Annotated in this window: 13 protein-coding genes; 5 read left to right on the top strand and 8 right to left on the bottom strand. The window is 38.5% G+C overall.

The features are described from left to right. Window positions 1-50: 50 nt before the first annotated feature. Entirely contained in the window at window positions 51-806 is a 756-nt protein-coding gene (locus IPO27_04345) for a TonB family protein (protein ID MBK8845828.1), read from the bottom strand. A 336-nt stretch (window positions 807-1,142) separates the two neighbouring features. Here IPO27_04345 and IPO27_04340 point away from each other — a divergent pair, with 336 nt between their 5' ends. Then, complete coding sequence (locus IPO27_04340) at window positions 1,143-1,988, top strand: hypothetical protein (protein ID MBK8845827.1); 846 nt, start codon at window positions 1,143-1,145, stop codon at window positions 1,986-1,988. 274 nt (window positions 1,989-2,262) lie between these two features. Then, window positions 2,263-5,304, top strand: coding sequence for an ATP-binding cassette domain-containing protein (locus IPO27_04335; GenBank protein ID MBK8845826.1), 3,042 nt, complete (start codon window positions 2,263-2,265; stop codon window positions 5,302-5,304). Window positions 5,305-5,486: 182 nt separating this feature from the next. On the opposite strand, the gene IPO27_04330 is transcribed toward IPO27_04335, so the two are convergent. From IPO27_04330 to rsmI, 4 genes are all read right to left on the bottom strand, one after another. Next, window positions 5,487-7,088: a T9SS type A sorting domain-containing protein gene (locus tag IPO27_04330; GenBank protein ID MBK8845825.1), complete on the bottom strand. Its 1,602-nt coding sequence runs from the start codon at window positions 7,086-7,088 to the stop codon at window positions 5,487-5,489. A 138-nt stretch (window positions 7,089-7,226) separates the two neighbouring features. Continuing rightward, window positions 7,227-9,305: a hypothetical protein gene (locus tag IPO27_04325; protein ID MBK8845824.1), complete on the bottom strand. Its 2,079-nt coding sequence runs from the start codon at window positions 9,303-9,305 to the stop codon at window positions 7,227-7,229. 350 nt (window positions 9,306-9,655) lie between these two features. Further along, the gene (locus tag IPO27_04320; protein ID MBK8845823.1) at window positions 9,656-11,560 is read right to left on the bottom strand and encodes a LysM peptidoglycan-binding domain-containing protein; all 1,905 of its coding nucleotides are present in this window, start codon (window positions 11,558-11,560) and stop codon (window positions 9,656-9,658) included. 211 nt (window positions 11,561-11,771) lie between these two features. Further along, window positions 11,772-12,443 (bottom strand): 16S rRNA (cytidine(1402)-2'-O)-methyltransferase, encoded by a 672-nt coding sequence (gene rsmI, locus IPO27_04315; GenBank protein MBK8845822.1) that lies wholly within the window; start codon window positions 12,441-12,443, stop codon window positions 11,772-11,774. Between the two features lie 707 nt (window positions 12,444-13,150). Here rsmI and IPO27_04310 point away from each other — a divergent pair. After that, window positions 13,151-15,742, top strand: coding sequence for a DNRLRE domain-containing protein (locus tag IPO27_04310; protein MBK8845821.1), 2,592 nt, complete (start codon window positions 13,151-13,153; stop codon window positions 15,740-15,742). 471 nt (window positions 15,743-16,213) lie between these two features. On the opposite strand, the gene IPO27_04305 is transcribed toward IPO27_04310, so the two are convergent. Next, window positions 16,214-17,290, bottom strand: a complete 1,077-nt coding sequence (locus tag IPO27_04305) for a flippase-like domain-containing protein (GenBank protein ID MBK8845820.1) — start codon at window positions 17,288-17,290, stop codon at window positions 16,214-16,216. Continuing rightward, window positions 17,280-18,053, bottom strand: a complete 774-nt coding sequence (locus IPO27_04300; protein ID MBK8845819.1) for a segregation/condensation protein A — start codon at window positions 18,051-18,053, stop codon at window positions 17,280-17,282. Before IPO27_04300 ends, IPO27_04305 begins: the two co-directional genes overlap by 11 nt. Before the next feature lie 213 nt (window positions 18,054-18,266). Between IPO27_04300 and IPO27_04295 the strand changes: the two genes are divergently transcribed. Together IPO27_04295 and IPO27_04290 are read left to right on the top strand one after the other, a co-directional pair. Continuing rightward, the gene (locus IPO27_04295; protein MBK8845818.1) at window positions 18,267-18,782 is read left to right on the top strand and encodes an acyl-CoA thioesterase; all 516 of its coding nucleotides are present in this window, start codon (window positions 18,267-18,269) and stop codon (window positions 18,780-18,782) included. 132 nt (window positions 18,783-18,914) lie between these two features. Further along, complete coding sequence (locus IPO27_04290) at window positions 18,915-19,904, top strand: aspartate-semialdehyde dehydrogenase (protein ID MBK8845817.1); 990 nt, start codon at window positions 18,915-18,917, stop codon at window positions 19,902-19,904. 704 nt (window positions 19,905-20,608) lie between these two features. Here IPO27_04290 and xth read toward each other — a convergent pair. Next, window positions 20,609-21,373 (bottom strand): exodeoxyribonuclease III, encoded by a 765-nt coding sequence (gene xth, locus IPO27_04285; protein MBK8845816.1) that lies wholly within the window; start codon window positions 21,371-21,373, stop codon window positions 20,609-20,611. Window positions 21,374-21,405 lie beyond the last annotated feature (32 nt).

The raw sequence follows: 21,405 nt of genomic DNA, 5'->3' as shown, positions 1-21,405 counted from the left end.
TTGCCACGCATGGCTAAGTTAACAGCTTCCTTTTTATGCATTTGCCAATATCATAAAGTAAAACTGATTGGTAATTCTACTTCCATTTCAATGGGTTCGCCATCAAGATATCCGGGTAGCCACTTCGATTTTATTTTACCTATTATTTTTAATGCAGCTGAATCAAGCAATTTGTGCACAGGTTGTTTTAAATGTATATTTTTTACTTTGCCATTAAGATCTATGGTAAATTTAGTGTACACCACACCGGTTATTCCTTTATCTAACGCCTCTTCGGGATATTCAATTTGTTCGGCAATAAATTTTAGCAATTCATTGTTTCCTCCTGGATACTGGGGCATAATATTATAATCATAGTGCGCAGTGTCTTTTCCTTCTTGGGTATAACAATTGCCAAACAACAGCCTGCCTCGTTCATAAAAATCCTTACGTCTTAGTTGATTATTTGCATAATAAGATAACAATTCGCCATCGAGCAAATCGCTGTTGTAGTTGGCTAATGATTTTACATTACCGTTTTCGTAAAAGGTTGTGGTTACTCCTTGTTTTCTACGATCTGCTATACTTGAGTAATCTCCATCCCAAATTAAGCCTCCATATTTTTTTAATAACTTTATTTTGCCAATGCTTTGGCCATAGGTGGTGTCATAATACGTTAATATTTCCTGGTAATATGCTTGTGTGCTGTCGCATTTATTCATGCTTATATCATAGAAAAATTTTTCTTCAAAAACCTGAGCTTGCAATTTGAGGCATGTGTGCAACATCATTAATATGAAGAGCCAGCTATATTTTTTTGACATCATTTTTTATTGATAAGTAGTTTTATTGCTATTACGCAATTTTCTGTTGTGAGCCTTTTTTCTAATGGAATCATAAAAAAATCGCCTTCATAGTTAATAGTACAAATTAGCAGCAAGAAATCCCGGTTTATTTTTAGAGAGCGCTAAAAATTATATTTTGCATAGGTAAACTTATATTATAAGTTCAGCTATTTTTATCTAGATATGTATTGGTCTGACGCGAATAGTACTCAAAGATATATAAAGATTGTAAAATTTAGCACCTGCTTTGTCAATTCTAAAAAATCAATTACGTTTGCCTTGCTTACGTTTTCGCTTAAAATCAAAAAGAAAAACCAAATGAATAAAGCATCATATTGCTTAGCAATAGCTATAGCCGGGGCAGTTGCAATAAGCTCCTGCGGCACTAACAATACGGCAGAAACATATAGTACTGCCAATGTAGCAGCGGTGGATACTACCCCTGTTGACGAAAAAGCCAGTTATGAGTTTAGCTATACCATAGCGAATATACCACCACCATTAATGGTGCTTGATGAATATGCTAAGGCTAATATACCAGCCGATGGCTCACTGATAAATTCAACAGATAATATTGATAATTATAAAACAGCCGGCAGTCAGGCCTTGAACTTTGGTATTTTTGGTGTTGACCTTGGATATCTGGTTGTAAACGGTCGCAATACCGATGCATTAAAGTATTTTAATACCACCCGCACGTTGGCACAAAACCTTGGGCTTGGTGCTACTTTTGATCAATTTGCTGAATCGTTTCAGCGAAACGCTGAAAATCGCGATTCAATTATGCGCATTACCGATATGGCTTATGCAGCTACTGACAAGTACCTGCGCAGCAATGAGCGCCTTGCTACTGCCAGTCAAATATTGGTTGGTAGTTGGATAGAAGGTCAGCATATAACGTTGAATTCATTAAAAAATCAGGAGCGCACAGCAGCTATTGAGTCACTTTATCAACGTGTGTGGGAACAACGTTTGCATCTTGAAAATATAGTAAAAACCACTTCAGAGTTTAGTAGCGATAAAGATCTTGCCGGCTTAAACAAGGAACTTGCAGAATTGCTTGAGCTATATAAGAAGCCTGCCGATGCTAAATCCATTACGAAAGAAATGCTAACCGAAATGGCTGCCAAAGTGAGTTCTATACGCAACTCGATAACCAAGTAATTGCTTAAAAATGATAAAGGAAAAAGGGCGTAATGCCCTTTTTTTGTTTTCGGTATTTTCGTTATTAGGGTTTACAAAATTACAGCTGGGGTAATGCATTAGCATATTATAGTGGAATTCTTTTTAATTAGAATATCGGTAATTCATCATTAGTAAATTCAATGGAGATAATTTCAACTTGATACTGTAAGCGCAATGAGGTCACAATATTTTTGTTAACCTGATTACTAAAGGTATATTCGCAGCATAACCTCGCCCTTGAGTAATTTCATTTATGAGTGATAAAATTGTAAAAGCACTAATGCAACTGTTTGCTATATTAGCAAACACTGAGCAGGATGCTCGTAATGGCCGTGCAGTTGTTCATTCATTCCTTAATCAGCAAATCAATCCTTCGCTGGTCGATTTTTATCTTAATTTTTTTGATGAGTACTTATCTTTTTTACAAGGCAAGGCGGACCCTGATAAGCAAAAAAAGCGTGTATCTGTAAATTCTGTTAAAGTGCTGCGCATATGCAGCGATATAAATGCAGAACTTAATATTCGGCAAAAGTACATCGTGCTTTTGCGTTTGTTTGAATTTGCCTATTCATCGGGAAAGGAAATAAATAATGATGAACAAGAATTTTTGGATACGGTTGTGTCTTCGTTTAACATTGAATTGGCCGATGCAACTCGATGCCTGTTGTTTATAAAGAGTTCTGCAGACAACATTCTTAGTAGTGATGCAGCGGTATTATTATGCACAGCAAAAAATGATAATCAATTATCGTTGCCACAAATGATGCGCGAAACATTAACCGGCAAGATTCTTATCCTATTTATAAAAACAGCCAACCTATATATTGTTCGCAACCTTGGCAACAACACGCTTACACTTAATGGTCTGTTGTTGGTTGATCAAAATGCCCATGTATTTGCTCAAGGCGCAGTAATACGCGGACCACGTATGCAGCCAATTTATTTTAACGAAGTTGAGCATGCCCTTAATTACAATCAAAATAGAAGCGAACTCTTTTATCAGGTTAGCAGCATTACCTATAAATTTCGTAGCGGCAAGGTAGGTTTGCATTCGCTTAGTTTTGAAGCCCGTTCTGGAAACTTAATAGGTATAATGGGAGGCAGTGGTGCCGGTAAGTCAACGCTTCTGAATATTTTAAACTCTAATCATACGCCAACTTCTGGTTCAGTTTGTATTAATGGTATCAACATACATTCCAATAAGCAAGCGCTTGAAGGATTGATTGGGTATGTGCCTCAAGATGATTTGCTCATAGAAGAATTATCAGTTGAGCAAAACCTCTTTTACAATGCTAAGTTGTGCTTTGGCAATCTGGATAACATTGCATTATTACAAAAAGTATATAACACACTTGGTGCACTTGGGCTAATGGAAGTAAAGAATTTAAAGGTGGGCTCACCTTTAGATAAAACCATAAGTGGAGGTCAGCGCAAAAGATTAAATATTGCGCTTGAACTTGTGCGCGAACCGGCTGTTCTATTTGTTGATGAACCTACATCCGGCCTTTCATCGCGCGATAGCGAAACAGTGATGGATTTGCTTAAGCAGATAACCGCTTCGGGCAAGTTGGTTTTTGTGGTAATACATCAACCGTCTTCCAATATTTTTAAATTATTTGACAGTCTCTTGCTGCTCGATAATGGCGGTTATCCTATTTACTATGGTAATCCCAGCGATGCTGTATTGCACTTTAAACAGAATGCCAACTTTGCTGATGCCAGCGTAAGTGAATGCGATGCCTGTGGAAATATAAATGCCGAACAACTTTTTGAAATTGCCGAAGCTAAGGTGGTAGATGAGTTTGGTAATCAACTTAACCAACGTAAAGTAAGTCCTAAGCAATGGAACGAAATATATTTGCAATTGAATGGGAATTTTTTGAACACGCATACTAAGCCTTCGGGAACACTTCCGCCTGTTGAAACAAAAAAGCCGTCAGCCCTAAAACAATTTACAATTTACTTAAAGCGCGATTTAGTAAGCAAACTTAATAATAGGCAATACTTGCTAATTACTCTTGGTATAGCACCTGCGCTTGCTTTTATTTTGTCTTTTTTCCTGAAAAATTATCATACCACAGGGCAATACTCCTTTTATAAAAATATTAACCTGCCGGCATTTATTTTTATGGGTGTAATTGTGCATTTATTTACCGGGCTCATGTTAAGTGCCGAAGAGATTTTTCGTGACAGAAAAATTATTAAACGCGAGGCATTCTTGCATCTAAGCAAAGATAGCTACCTCTTGGCAAAAATAGTTTTACTGGCAGGTATCAGTGCCATACAAGCTGCCTTGTTTGTAGTTATTTCAAATTTTATTTTTGAATTAAGAGGAATGTATTTCGATTATTGGTTGATGTATTTTACCGTTTCCTGCTTTGCCAATATGCTCGGTCTCAATATTTCAAAAACATTCAATTCGGTAGTAACCATTTATATTTTAATTCCGCTTTTAATAATACCTCAAATTATTTTGAGCGGGGTGATTGTAAAATATGAGAATCTGCATCCTGCTATTACCTGCAATGATAAGGTACCAATGATAGGCGAGATTATGGCTTCGCGTTGGGCATTTGAAGGTCTGGCCGTTCATCAGTTTAAAAACAATCAATACAACAAACTTTTTTTCGCATACGATGCTCAATTGAGCAACGCCTATTATCTGAAAGACATTTGGCTCCCCGTTATACAAGATTCGGTAATGAGCATTAATAAAAATTTTGTTTCTAAAAATTTAAAGGTGCCAATAAATTACAAGTGCATGCTTGCCGATGAGATTAACAGCAAAGAGATAGCGCTATCAGGTTACAATCATCGTACATATGAGATTAGTTCAGATAACCTTACCTTGCTGCAAGCAAAACTCGAAGAGTTCAGAAAGCAAAAGGTTAATGACTATAATCTTGCCAATGCAAAAAAGCAGGCTTTGGTAGAAAAGCAACTGGGCGATAATGACATCACATTAAATCAACTTGAACAACATTACAGTAATCAGAGCCTGAGCGACATGGTGCTAAACAACATGGAACTCAAGCGAATTAAGGCGGCAGACAGTAAATTAATCAGGTTGCATCAACCAGTGTATATGATAAGTGAGAAGGGGTGTTTTCGCGCTCCATTTTTCGTGCATCAAAAATATTTTTTGGGACATTACTATCCAACCTACTTGTGCAACATTGTTGTAATCTGGCTAATGACCTTGTTTCTTTATCTGTCGCTGCGGCTCGATTGGTTTCGCAGTGTTGTTAAGGTGTTAGCTTATTGGAAGCAAAAAGCAGGATTTGCCAAAAACTAAATTTTCAAAAATTATTGAATGACTAAGCGCTAACTCCAGTTTCGATTTCATATAAATACTCGCTAATAAAACTGTTTTCCTACAAGTACAAACAGCTAGATCAAAACAAAAGTTAATTCTGATGTGGAATAAAACTCACTAAAAAACACCTCACAATTATAATGCCCGATGGGCATTATCAACTACTTAATTACTTTGACTCTTTCGGGTTTGCTATTGATGGTAAACTCCAACGTGTATATGCCCTTGAGCCATGTGCTACAATTAAGTGCATTGCCATCATATACTAATTTTTCAACGATACTTCCTTTCGCATCGTATACGGTAATAGGTACATCCTCATTAAGGCCATCAATGACAAAGTAATCAAGAGCAGGATTTGGAACAATTTGAAAAGCCGCTTCCTGCTCATTCATGGTTCGGGTATCCTGATTGAGTAACGAAGCATTGGTATAGCATTTAATATAAATTTCTTTATCATCAACGGCAAATCCGGGATGAGGATAGCCTCCGCCAATTACTACGAGCTCTTTGGGAGAAACGCTGCTATTAACTTTCACTTCGCTTAAATTGAGACTTGAATTGCTTTCGAAAAAGTTGGTTGTATCAATTAAGGCAGTTGTGCCATTATTAGCATTTAGACCCAAAACAAAATACCTGGCTCCTGAACCCCAATCTGGAGAGTTTACATCATAACTTCCACAAGCAAATACTTTAGTGGCACTATCTGTTGTTGTTGCGTTAATGGTAATGGCCATTATTTGATTCATTACTCCTGCATTTGTATTAAATGTTTTTTTCCATCTTTGAGTACCGTTACTATTTAGGCGATAGAAAATCCAATTGTTGCTAATGGAAGTATTGCCACCAAAATATATATTGTTATTTACTGCATCTATTTCCATATCAACCGGGCTATCATCTGCCATGCCCGAATTCTTAAATCTCCTATTGAATAATTGTGTGCCTGCCAAGTCATATTTTATTACCACATAGTCATTTCCTGAGGCAGATTGAAACGACTTTGCCAACGTATAAACATTATTATTTATCAGTTGAACCTGCACCCCAAAATCGTCTGTTGCTCCGTTTTGTCCGTTATGCAATTTCTCCCATTGCAACGCTACGGTAGTATCGTACAAAGCTGTAAAACAGGCTTTGGCATTAGTGGCGGTATTTTTATATCCTGTAATTGCTATGGCACTCCCACTGGTACGGGCTTCACTAACCTGAGCATCAATATTAATATCATAGTCAAGGAGTAGCCCATCGGTCTTACGATATTTTAATATAACAGCACCGGCAGCATTATTAGCAATAACAAATGCTCCACTATTGGCTATTACCAAATCGACTCCGGTTATGCCATAAAAGCGAGCTTCCCACTGCAACACCAATGCAGAATTCAATTTCAAGAGATATGTCCATGGGCCATTATTAGCCACTGTATAAATATTGCCGTTGCTCTCTCTTTTTAATGTTACAGGGTAATCATTTGAGGTTAATCCATCGAGGTCGTATTCGAAATATGCAGTTTGATTACCGCTGCTGTTGTATTTAATTACAGCCAAATCATTTTGATCTAAACAACCAACTGGATTATTAATTGGGTTGGTTACATTAAACAAACCAAATGTATTTCCGAGGTTATCAAAAACTACATCGTGCCCATTGGTGCTACCACATCGTGAAGTGGTTATAACCCGATGACTCCATTTTGCACTTTGCGAATTTGCTTGAATGAATACCATTAGCAGCATTGCTAATACGCTTACTTTTTTCATATTAAATTGGATTAGAAATTTACACCAAATATAATTTAATTGTTCTCAAAAAAAAATTGCAATGCAAGCATTCCAATAACCCACAAGCGGCAACTTCAATAAACGCTAATAAAACAATGGAATAAATCGAGATGTGAATTACCTGTTCTTATTAAATTTAGAGCGGATAGGAATAGGCATTTCCGATGGTTTGATTTCCTGAGCTGGTGCTAGCAATTTTATTTCATTTGCTATTTGCTCAGTCGAAGTATCGCTTTTTTCTTCGGTAACTTTCTTGGTAATCTGATAAGACGGTGCTGCAATAAATCGATTATTGGCATAAACATTTACTTCTCCACTTGGCAACTTCTCATCAGCACGATTGGCCACAATAGACCAAAAGAACTTTGTATTAGAACTTCCATTGTTCAACTCAATCACATCAAACCCAAATGCATTTTCATTTTGTACAAATACTCCACTGCAATTGCCTCGCAATTGAATAAATACCCTTAAAGGATTTTGATCGTTTACGCTTATATTTTTGGATATGATAGCGTCTAGTGTAATGTGTGCTTTTCCATTTACTAATTGCCCCTGACCATAATCCTGGAACAATACTTCAGGAGCTTCGGGGCATGCCATTGCTCTGTAATTATCTTCGGTATCTTTTACAATCGTACCTACTGCCCCATTGCCTATAACTTTATAGTTGGTGCCTGCACCATCCCTTACTCCTACATAGGCCCAAGAAATAGCTGCTCCAGCATTTTGACATTCAAAATAACCCCCTGCTGCGGCATTTACTCCATTGGCTACACTGTTGCCATTACCCGCAGTATTTACCGTGGTGGTAGCAAAACCCATTACTCCGTATTTGGTGCCTACACCAATCACGCCTGCTCCATTAGCTGAGGTTAAATTGGCGGCATTGTTTCCTACTGCTAATAACCCTATGCCTGATGCTGCAGTTGTGGCTTTGGCAAACACTCCAAGTGTATTACTACTAGCTGCAATTCCACTGCCAGCTGTTAAATACAAAAGGCTGGGCACACCCTGACCACCTGCTAATAAACCGGTTCCACTTGCATTGAGATTATAAGCGCCAACTCCAAATCCCGACACACTATTTGACGAACCATATACCCCATAAGCCGCACCGCTGGTAATAGTTGTATTGGCTAAGCCTCTTACCCCGTAAAGCGTTCCGTTAATTGTAGCGGGACCATCTACCCTTCCTAGTATTCCATATCCAAAGGTACCCGGTGCGGGGTTTGATAATGCTACATTTGTCAATCCATAAACCCCAATACCGTTAGATGAAGAAGCCTGTCCATACGTAGCTATCGTGTTTCCTGTTGCACTTAAGGTCATACCAACAATGCCATAAGAACCATTTGAGGGATTTGAATTTTGTGCCTGAAATGCGTAGGTGTTACCACTAGTTACTGTAGCATCTATTACTGCAGCTAATGCACGCACAACACCTGTGCCGCTGGCTATGCGGTTTGTATAGGCATATGCTCCATAGATACTGGTATTTGCAGGCAACGCTTGCACTGCATTATAGTTTTCGGCAAATAAGCCGGTTGTAAATGTATTGCTATTGGTAGATGCATATACACCAGAGGAAGTTCCAAATCCAATTACACCATACCCTGTTCCTACATTTTCGCCATAAACACCTGCTCCTGCAGCTGCCGAGTATCCATTAATTGGAAAATCGCCAAGTGCTGATGTGTTCGTATTTGCTCCATTCGTAGTACCTGAACCAAATACTGAAAAGACATCGCCTGCTATTGCAGAAATATTATTAACTACAAATGGCCCCGTGCTTAAAAAACGAGCACGTTCGTTTGTAGCTGCAATACCGCCTGTTTTTACAACAAATGCCTGCGCATCGTTGGTACCTATATAGTTGGTGCCCGCAATGGTACCTGTATTGCCGGTGGTGGTCCATCCGTTAGCTGTACTCAGTAATCCCCTCCATGATGGTGTAATAGTAGTGCTTACATTGAAATAAAAACCTTCGGGATTGGTTGCCGTATTTGTTTGATAAACTAGTAGTCCCTGTGCCGCTGCCGGCAAAGGATTCATAGCTGTTCGTTGTACTTCTGTTACTCGTGGTAACAGCACCCCTTTGGCTTGAGGTAATCCCGAGATACCATCCAAATCAAGCACTGACGAAGCATTGCCGACTCCAGTGGTATTTGCGATGCGCACATTTTGTGCGTGCATATTGGCCAGTGGTAAAAATAGCAAAAGAAATGAAAAATAAAGTCTTGTTCTAAGTGTAATCATTTGATGTGTGTTTGCTGTTATGCTTGATAATACTGCGAAATTGCAAATCCAAATGTAATGAATATTCTACACACTTGGATGAATTAGCCAAATAATTTTATTCAACCATCTTCTGAAAACTGTTAGTAAGCAAACCACTATTTCTGGTCTGTGGAAAATAAGTTAGCTGGGTAATTTAATAAGGACGTAATAACCACTTTAAAAAATGTAGTACAAAAAAAATGAGCGGTATGGAGAATATACCATCACCGTAACAAAAAAATTAAGATAGGAAATCTGTCCTTGAATTATCCGATTAGCTTTACCTTTAGTCGCAAGCCCTTTTTAATTTGCTTACCGCTTGTCAGGTTGTTGTATTTCTTAAGCTGGTCTACCGTTACCCCTTTACTCTTGGCTATACTCCACAGAGTATCGCCAGGTTGCACGGTGTAGTAGGTATACGTTGGATTTTTTTTATCGTTTGTTGCCTTGTTTTGAACCTTAAACTCCGATTGCTCTTTAGCAGCAAGTTCACTATTATTAGATTCCATAATGGTGGTATCGAGCGATTCGGTACGTGAAACCAGATTTTGAATAGCAGGTTCGGTTTTTTGAAACTTAATATCAACGGGAGCTTTAACCGTTCTGTAAACGATTAAATTCGTTCCTGGATGAATGGTATTGCTGCGCATATTATTCCACTTTTTTAATTCAGCAACACTGCAATTCATTTTTTTACTAATGCTCGCTACCGATTCCCCTTTGCGGCACTTATATGTTATTTTTTTTGTGAGCGTAACCATTTCCTGCTTTTCGCTGTTGTTAGCAACAGCAGCATCCGTAAAAGTGATAGCAGGTTTTTGAACACTCGTAGCCATGGATGCTTCTGCCTCCGTTTTTAATACTTTAACTTGTGTATTTGCATACACGGTTAAGCGCTGACCTTTTCTTAATTTGGTTGATTTAAGCTTGTTCCATCCTTTTACCTCTCCTGCACTGCACTGATACCTGCTAGCAACCCGGTCTATTGTTTCTCCCTTACGTACAGTGTGTAATTTTTTTAAGGTTTTTGTTACATAAGTATACTTAGCTTCCTCTTCGGCTATGCTATAATTAGTGCGACCATTGCTTAATTTGATTACAGGAGTGCGCGACAGTTCTGCCATTGCTTCCTGCTCAATAATCGATTGCTTTTGCACGAAGGCAATTACCTTATCGTGTGGTAAGCGCAGCACATGGTATTCGCTTCCTTTAGCTTGTGGTATTACTTTCTTTTTAAAAGTAGGGTTTAAAAAACACAACACATCAACCGGTATATCCAGATTATTGCTTAGTGCTGCAAAAGAAGTTGCTTGTGTAATATGAAGTGTATCAGTTTCGAAATAGGTAATAGAAGGAGGTACCGGAATTAAATTATGCTCGCGCGAATAATTCATTACGTAGCTGATGGCGATAAAGGCGGGTACATATCCTCTGGTTTCGGCAGGTAGGTATGGGGCAATACTCCAGAAATCGGATTTGCCACCACTACGTATAATAGCCTTGTTAACATTGCCCGGTCCACAATTGTAAGAAGCAATTACAAGCAACCAATCGTGATAGATATCGTACATCTTTTTAAAATACTGACATGCCGCATCGGTTGATTTTATAGGGTCTCTGCGGTCATCTGTATAGGAATTAACGTTGAGGTTATACAATATTCCTGTGTTATACATAAACTGCCATAAACCCGTAGCGCCCATAGGCGATACGGCAGTTGGATTGAGGGCCGACTCTACCATGGCCAGGTATTTTAACTCAAGGGGAAGATTTTCGCGCTCAAGGGCATGTTCAAACAAAGGAAGATAGATATTGCTTAACCCCATAATGCGTTTGGTGCCTTCACGTTTCTGAACTGCATATACATTGATATAAGCCTTAACCTGAGTGTTGAAAGTAAATGGAATGGGCGAAGTCATTTTGGAAATACGTTCAGCATATACCTCATCGGCAAATACCGGTACATCATATACATCGGTAGTACTCAATGGATATTTATTGGCTTGGGTTGCTTGCCTAAAGCGTACCACATTATCAATGGTTACCAGACTATCAATGGTGGCAATAATAGGGTCGCCTGAATCACAGATATTAGAAACCAAAGGTGCCTGCCCATTTAATTCTGTTAGCAGCGCACTCATCATGATTAAACCGGCAAAGATTTTTTTCATAGACTTTGTTTTTTAAGATTTTCAGAATATCAATACCTATGTGACGGATTTGAATGATCAAATATTGATTGACCAAACAAGGTAAAGGAATTAATAAACGAAAAAGTTTAAAGAGATGAACGGTTAGAAACCGAACTGCGAAAATATAAAAAAAACGGTTGTTTGCCTAAATAATATTAACACTCCCCTAAGCTCATTAAAAGTTCACACTTTATGAACAACCTCTTAATAACACCACAATTTCGCCACGGGCAGGATTGGCCTTAAAATGCTCCAAAAGCTCACTAACGTGGCCTCTTCGGGTTTCTTCGTACAATTTGCTAATTTCTCTACATACACAAATTTCCTTTTCTGCACCCATCATTTCATAAATTTGTATCAACAACTTTTCAAGCCGGTGTGGCGACTCATAAAGGATAACCGTACGCTTTTCTTCACTCAACTCTTTGAGGCGTGTAGTCCGCCCTTTTTTAACCGGAAGAAACCCTTCGAAACAAAAACGGTCGCAGGGAAATCCTGAATTAACAAGAGCAGGAACAAATGCCGTAGGGCCAGGCAAAGTTTCTACATCAATATTATTTTGAATACATGCACGCACCAGCAAAAAACCAGGATCGCTAATGGCCGGAGTGCCGGCATCACTTACAAGACCAACCATAGTTGCCTGTTGTATATGGCTTATGGCATTTTGCAAAACCTTATGTTCATTGTTTATGTGAAATGAAAATAACTTTTTTTCGATTTGAAGATGCTTCAATAAATTAAGTGTAGTGCGGGTATCTTCGGCATACAAAAAGTCGCATGTTTTAATGGTTTCTATGGCACGCAATGTAATATCGCCTAGGTTGCCAATGGGAGTTGGTATGAGAATGAGCTTGGACATGATGAATAATTACAAAACCAATTTGCTCACAAAACTATGAAATATAATGCAGAGCCCACAGTATGAGGCCAACCAGCTTATAGCAATGATCTTACAATCTTAGGAGTGATGTTTCTTTTGCTAGCCTCGTATCAATAACTATACGTGTTGTAAAATTAAAATTCAGGTTGCCGTATGCGACTATTTGCAAGTCAAAAAAATAGTTAGGCATAATAGAAGCAAATTTAATTCATGCTAAAGATTTATACACTAACACTTTTGCACGACCAAAATAGAAGACACAACAAATTAGCTATTGGCCATTTTAGAAAGCATGCATTTGCTCTTTGATAAAATACGAAATGATGATTTGCTTTTTTTATTTTACTGCTAACTACCGGACTATGAAAAATTTCTGCTAGATGTGATGGTAGGTGAGATATGTTGCACTTATGTACAAAAATTCGCTTTAAACAAAAAGCCCAAGCCGAGCAAAGGCAAGCCCCATAAATGGTTTGGGGTGTATTGGTGCCGAAATGCAATGCCATATTGCATTATTAAACGAAGAAAGAAATGCTGAGCAATAAATTTGTGAAAGAAAAAAAATGCCAACCATTTCTTGCTGCAGGAAGCCCGCAGCCCCGCGACAATCTGTTTATTAAATAGCATGATATTTGATGCCAAAAGAAAGCTCCTAACCTCAATTCAAATTTTAAAAACTTACCATTATGAAAAAAACAACATCATCTTTTTGGTTAGTATTTGCCTTACTTATTGTAACCACTTACACCGTGGCAGCGCAGCAACCCTTGGTGACAGCTACTCCTGCACAAAATGACTTTTGTAATGGCACTGCTTATGTCACTTTAACAATAAATAGCCCCGACCCTAATTATACCTATGATTGGTATGACGAAGACTATACAGCATTTAACCAAAACGGAGGTATGATACATAATCTTCTGGCTTCGGGGGTAACTTCGCTTACATATTCATCGAGTTATTGTAACCGCGTAAATATTACTGCTACAGATAACAATACAGGATTTACTTATGGTTTTGATTATTATATGATAGGTACTAATCTTACTTTATTGCCCGGAAATAAAATTCCATACTGGGAATATAATTTCGGTTGCAGAAAATTTTTAATCCCAATAGTTTTTTATGCATTGTTATATAATGTACCAAACCGCACGGGTAATTGGTATAAAGATGGAGCAATACATCCTACAAGTTATCATGAGTTAGTAAATCCTGACAAAGGAAAATATTACTACAAGCTAACTTTGGCTTGTGGCACCGAATTAACAACCGATACCATAAATATAACAACCACATTGCCTCCGGCACCTGTAATATCAGCCTTAGGAAACACAACCATTTGCAATGGCGACAGTGTAAACCTTACTGTAAATGGCGCGTGGCCAAATTATTTTTGGGAGCGCAACGGTAGTATAATAGCAAATGCAAACCAAAACAATTACAACGCAAAATTAGCAGGCACATACAAAATGGGATATTATAACTCAAATGGATGCTCTGTTACTTCATCAAATAGCATTGTGGTTTCTGTGTTAACCGGACCGAAAATTACAGCATATGATACGCTTGGCTGCCCGGGAGATTCTCTATTATTATCATGCAATAGCGCTGTAAGTTACCAATGGAAAAAAAACAATATTAATATTGCCAACGCTACTCAACAAAATATTTACGTGAAAACCGCAGGCAGCTATACGGTTGTTACCGGTGGATTACAATGCAGTGTGAGCCAACCTGTTTCAATTAGCTATTTCGCAAATCCAACTATTTCCATTTCGCCCTCAGGCACACTAAACCTATGTAGTGGCAATGGATTAGACTTTACAGCTACTGCAACCAATGGTGCGAGCTACAAATGGTACAAAACCAATTACGTGTATCCTATTTCTGAAACCAATACACTCTTTGTTCCGGAGAGCGGCAGTTACTATTGCATTGCAACAAGTGCCCAAGGTTGTACCAAAAAATCGAACACTACGGTATTGGTAGCAAAATCATCGGCAAGCTTACCTTCGGTTACCCAAGTACTTCAACCTAATGCATCAGGAATTGATGCTTACATTGAAAAATCGCAACCAAATACTAACTATGGAAATACCCCTTCGCTTCTTGCAATTAATTATGTTACAGGAAATCCGTTGTATCGCACTTTGATAAAGTTTAACTTAAACTCCATTCCTGCCGGTGTCCCAATTATAAGTGCAAAACTCAGCTTATACAGCGACAGTCTTTCAACTTACGGCACTATACATAAATCTTTTGTCATAAGACAAATTACCCAACCATGGAATGAACAAACCGTAACCTGGAATACACAACCAGCCTTTAAAGATTTAGGCAGAATAGAAATAGCGGATGGCACTACCTCCTATCAGGATGTTAAAAATATTGACGTTCGGAATTCAGTTAAGCAATGGTCGCTGCACCCAGCAGATAATAATGGATGGATGCTTGCACGGTATAACGAAGCCGGCAATCCTGTAGGCGCAGTACATTTTGCATCGGGTGATTATGGTACACCCTCGCGCAGACCTAAACTGGTAGTGAAATATGCAAATGCAAAAATAGATACTAGTGCCTCTACCACGTTTTGTAATGGCGATAGTGTAAAGTTTACAACAAATGCAGGCTCTTATACCTACCAATGGTACAAAGGAAGCACTCCTATTAATGGCGCAACATCAAGCAGCTATACCGCAACCACAGCAGGAAAATATTCGGTAAAAATTACTAATACTGATGGATGCAGCGTTGAGTCTGCAACCAAAGCCGTGGTGGTACAACCAAACCCTGCCATAACACTTACTCCCTTGGGTAGCACTACTTTTTGCAATGGCGATAGTGTAAAACTTCAAACCAATGGAGTAGGCACGTATCAATGGCGCAAGAATAATAATGTGATTGCAAATGCAACATTGCAAACATACACTGTCAAAACCGCTGGAAAGTATACCGTAAGAGTTACAAAACCGAATGGGTGCAGCCGAACATCTACTGAAGTACAAGTCAAAGTACCATGCAAGTTGCCTTCGTTGTTACATAACGAAGCGCACATAACTATTTATCCAAACCCAACCAAGTATATGTTGAATATTGAAAGCAGTGTTGATTGTTCCAAAATTGCAATTTTTGATTTGTCGGGTCGACAAATTTTTGAAGGCAAATTTTCAAATCAATTAAATTTAGAATTTTTAAATCAAGGGGTTTACTATTTGCATCTGCTTGACATGGATGGCATCAGTTTACATAGAGAAAAAATAATTAAGATTGATTAAGCATCTTCGATTTTTCATTTCATGTGCATTATACCTTTTATCGAAAATTAATGTTGGTAAAATAGATATGCATTGAAGCAGGATAAAAACACAACAACGGTATTTTTTTTTAAGCTTCCTTACCAAAATTTAAAGTGCAAACCACTTTCAGTTTAGAGCCTGTTTAAGACTTGTATTTAGAATTTTTTAAGAGCAAATTTTTGAAAGGCAAAGCATTCTTGCAGGCTATAGTTACGAATCAAGGTCTAGTTCAATTGCCCTGGGGCAATTGAGTCTACACGGTTGGATGATTAACGATGGTCATCGGAAAACTCACTATAAAATGACAACGGGATAAATCTTAAACCGCCTCTTGATTGGTGAAAAAAATGATTGCAATTATGTGAAGGGTAAAGAAAATAGAAATCAAAATTCCCTCGGATAAAAAAATAATTGCAGAATACCTTTTGAAGCAAAGAAATACTGCTACAACTACTTAGTATGTTGGTGCTTCATCACTCTCCGCCTTACCCATCGCGGCAAAATAATAGCACCAATTATGAGATAAGGATAATAGCTTAAAAGCCTCCATAGCAATGCAAGCGAAGGTGCCAGACCCACTCCAATAAAGTCGCTCAGGAATTTTGTAAATATATATTCAGCAATGCCGCTGCCACCGGGTGTTGGACTAAACAATACAATGATTCCCATAATAACCTGCCGTGCATAGATGACAAGGTGATCCAACTCGACCGGTGAAAAAGCATTGAGTATGCAATTTACAATAGAGTAACGCGCTGTCCAGGTAACAAAAGTTGTAAAGAGTGCGCCCATCCAGTAATTAAACGTTTTGTCCTGCAATCCTTTGCTTGCTATTAGCAATTGTTCTCCGGTTTCTACGGCATTTTCTTTCCACCGTTTAAGTAGTGGCAGGCTAAAGGTTTTTACCAGGATGTGTTTTACAAAATGAGGATTTACAAATAAGGCGTAAGCAACAAATAATTTATAAGCAAGTATGATAAAATAAACTGACCAAAAGGTATAAAAAAAACCGGCACCAAAGCTTAACGTCATCTGCTGGTTATTGCTGATTACCGAATTGAATAATGCACTCTTCCCAATTGTAAAATATAATAGAGGAGCCATCACTGCTAAAAAAACGCCATCTAAAAAACTAGAAAACATAATGGCAGTAATACTTTTACCCATGTTAATTTTTTCGCGATTGAGAATAAAAATGGCGAAGAAAAATCCGCTGCCCAACATACCAGGAACAATTGCACTGGCAAATTCCCACAGCATAATTACATTGAAGCTATTGCGCCAGCTAAGATGGTTATCGGTAAGGATGCGAATACGAATCATGTAAAATAAATCGCGCACACAAACACTTAGCAGGGCTAAAAAAATCCACCAGGTGCTGAACCACGTCCAGTTGACAGCTTCAAATGCTGCGCGGTCAAAATCCTTTATAAAGAGTATGGTAGCAACACCCAAACCAAGCAGGATTGGTAAGAATACCTTGCCTACATTAAACGAGCGGAGTATGCTATCATCGTTAGTTTGCATAGATAGCCTGATTCTCTGCAATGCTTATCCAAAAATTATTAAACCCATCCCCGGTAACAACAGAAAGCACTCCTTGCTGTATTAACTCGAGCAGGGAGAGGAACGTAAAAATAGCATGCAACTTATTTTCGCAGGCTTCAAATATCTCTACAAAATTGCAACGAGGTTTTTTGCGAACCAGCGATATCAAAAAATCCTTTTCTTTTTCTACGGTGTAAGGATAGGTAACTACGGTATGATGGTTATTCTGTGCATTGTTCTTAAAACGGTCCATCACCTTTTCGAAGGTGGTGAGTAATTTGAACAGGGTAAGCGTCTCTAATTCGCTTTGATAATTATACTGATCGGCTTCCAATGCTATGCGTGCCAGGTCATTTTGAATATTGCCGCGCTCAATACGCTGTAAGCGGTCTTCTTCTTTCACACGAAACTCCTCGGCCGCTTCCTTATATCGCTTATACTCCAGCAGTTGCTGTACCAAATCCTGACGCGGATCTATTTCATTTCCCTGGTCATCTTTGGTATATCGTGGCAACAGCATCTTTGCTTTAATACGCATTAAGGTAGCTGCTACTAATATGAACTCGCTTGCCAGCTCAATGTTTAACTGGTCCATCTTATGCATATAATCAAGAAAGTCGTTGGCTATCGATGCAATAGGAATGTTGTGAATATCGAGCTCATCGCGTTCAATAAAAAATAAGAGCAGGTCAAAAGGGCCTTCAAATACAGGTAACTTTATTTCAAAATTTTGCGAATTCATTTTCTAAAAATAGGAGATTTCAATAAATACATTTGATGGCGTGAAGTAACAAATTTTGAATGCAAAAACACAACTTAAATATTAAGAACCTTTAAGAGGCCGTGGCTATAACAAACGAGTTTACAACTTTATACAAATATTAGGAATTCGAATGATGCAGCTATTAGAGTAAGAATAAACAATTCGATACTTTTTGCGAAAATTTTTTAGACCATGGCAAGAAAAAAAGTTACAGCCAGCGAATCACTGACTGTACAAACCGAGTTGGTATTACCCAACGATACAAATATACTAGGTAACCTGATGGGTGGCCGCCTGTTACACTGGATGGATATAGTGGCTGCCATAAGCGCGCACAGGCATTGTCATCGTGTAGTAGTAACTGCAAGTGTTAACAATGTAGCTTTTAACCAACCTATTAAGTTGGGGCAAATAGTTACGCTGCAAGCAAAAGTGTCGCGTGCATTTAATAGTAGCATGGAAGTGTATATTGAAGTGTGGGTAGAAGATAATGTGAATGACAAAAAAATAAAATGTAACGAAGCCATCTATACTTTTGTAGCTGTAGATCAAATAGGTGCACCCATCCACGTACCTGAACTGATACCCGAAACCGAGGAAGAGCACAAACGATATGAAAGTGCCTTACGAAGGCGCGAATTGAGCTTAATACTTGCAGGCAAAATGAAACCGGAAGAAGCCACCGAGTTAAAAGCCATTTTTAGTTGATATAAAAAATCAAAATAAAAAACCTGATATAACCCAAATGTATTATTCCTATCGAAGGTTGTACAGGTATGTTTAGCATTTCTTTTTTTATAACGTCATAGCCATTCAAATAAACCATCAAGATAAATACGTATGAAAGTAGCAATAGTAGGAGTTACTGGCCTTGTGGGCACCAAAATGCGGGAAATACTGAGCGAACGAAATTTTCCTGTTACCGAGCTTATACCGGTAGCTTCCGAAAAATCGGTTGGTAAAAAAATAAGCTACAACCAACAAGAATATGAAACGGTAAGTGTAGATGATGCCATAGCTATGAAACCGCATGTAGCGCTATTCAGTGCCGGTAGCGGACCATCGTTACAATATGCTCCCTTGTTTGCAGCTGCAGGAACCACCGTTATCGACAACAGTTCGGCATGGCGCATGAATGCCGCCAATAAACTCATTGTACCCGAAGTAAATGCCCATGTGCTTACCCAAGCTGATAAAATTATTGCCAACCCCAATTGTAGCACCATTCAATTGGTTATGGCATTAAAACCTTTGCACGATGTACTTAACGTAAAACGTGTGGTAGTTTCAACTTACCAAAGTGTAACAGGCACAGGCAAAAAAGCTGTTGATCAACTTATGAATGAACGTGCAGGAATAGAAGGGCCTAAAGCCTATGCTTACAAAATTGACTTGAATGTGATACCACAGGTTGATGTTTTTTTGGAAAATGGATATACCAAAGAAGAAATGAAAATGGTAAACGAAACCAAAAAAATATTGGGCGACCATAGCATAGAACTTACTGCTACTGCCGTGCGCATTCCGGTAATGGGCGGGCATAGCGAATCGGTTAACATCGAATTTGAAAACAATTTTGACTTACAACAGGTACGCGATTTACTTGAGGCTGCACCCGGAATAGTGGTGCAGGATAATCCTGAAAAGCTATTGTACCCCATGCCGCTTAATGCCCATGATACGGATGCAGTATACGTTGGTCGCCTCCGCAGAGACGAAACACGCCCCAACACATTAAATATGTGGATTGTAAGCGACAACCTTCGCAAAGGTGCTGCCACCAATGCCATTCAGATTGCCGAGTATCTTGCCGATAAAAACTGGTTGTAAATAAAAAAAGAGGGTGATGTTATTCGTTCCCTCTTTCGGCTGTTTATATTTTATTGCTTATTATCCTTAAGTTTCGTTTTAAAAGTAAGAGGGATAATTTTATTAACCGGCAAGTTACAGTAAAATACTTTTCGTTGAAAAACCTGCCTGCCTAAAATTATCCCTTCTTTACTTATAGTATCCGCCTTGTTGTTAGAATGTTGTAAGTGCTTATTTAATTACAACTGTTCAAAAATAGTGCTATTGTTTGCGGCTAATTGGCTGTAATTATTTACCGACTTCATTTGATTCGCAACCGTACCCTTTTATTTAGTATTTAATTGATTTGATACTTGTCTGTAATATCGAATGGTTGGGAACCGCCTGCTAGCACTAACTTGAACTTCACACCAAACAACTACAAGTAATATGAACTGGTTATTTCTATAGTTTAGGATGAATTGAAACTGCAATTTCAAAAATCCCGAATGCCTACACCTTGGGTGAGTTGATACACTAAAGTGCGAACAACAAGTTCGCGCCTGCCAGTAAAGACTTGCGGCACAGCGCATGCATCATCTGTAGTATTTTGACTTTGGCTATTGACACGATTAATGGAAAAGTATTTGAACGAAAAATAATATTTACTTTAATCGTCCTCCAACATATACCCTTACCGATACAATTCCTTCCAAGTAGATTGTTTCGTGGACTTTCCCTTCTCTTTAAAATTCCACCTCCAGCATAACCGGACAATGGTCGCTGTGTTTAGCTTCGGGAAGTATGCGGCACGAGTTCAAGCTTTTTTCGAGTGTGCTAGATACTAATGCATAATCAATACGCCATCCAAGATTTTTTTCGCGGGCACTAAAGCGATATGTCCACCATGTATAGTGATGTGGTTCCGGATTGAAATAGCGAAATGAGTCGATAAATCCGCTTTGAATAAACTGCTCCATCCATTCGCGCTCTTCAGGCAAAAAGCCTGAGCTTTTTGCATTACTAACCGGGTTGTGTATATCAATAGCCCGGTGGCAAATATTATAATCGCCACATATAATTAATTTTTTGCGCTTCTTTTTCAGTTCATTTATGTAGTTCTTAAAATCAGCAATCCACACCATTTTATAGTCTTGTCTTTCTTGGCCGCTGCTGCCCGATGGCACATATACACTAATCACACTTACATCGCCATAGTCTGCTCTTAATACCCGCCCCTCCATATCGTAGTCTTTGATGTTGCAACCTACTTCTACCTTATCGGGTTTTTGTTTTGTAAGAATGCAAACGCCACTGTACCCTTTTTTTTCGGCAGCATGCCAGTAGTGGTGATACCCTAACTTTTCAAATGCAGGCAGGTCAAGCTGTTCGGGTTGTGCTTTTATTTCTTGCAGACATACAATGTCTGCTTGTGTAGATTTAAGCCAATCCATCCATCCTTTGGTTATGGCCGCACGTATACCGTTAACGTTATAGGTGATTATTTTCATAAGTAAGTGTTCTGAAAAAAATAGAATGGTAT

The sequence above is a fragment of the Bacteroidota bacterium genome (assembly GCA_016714535.1).
GTDB lineage: Bacteria > Bacteroidota > Bacteroidia > AKYH767-A > OLB10 > JADKFV01.
This window is presented reverse-complemented; position numbering and strand designations above follow the sequence as displayed.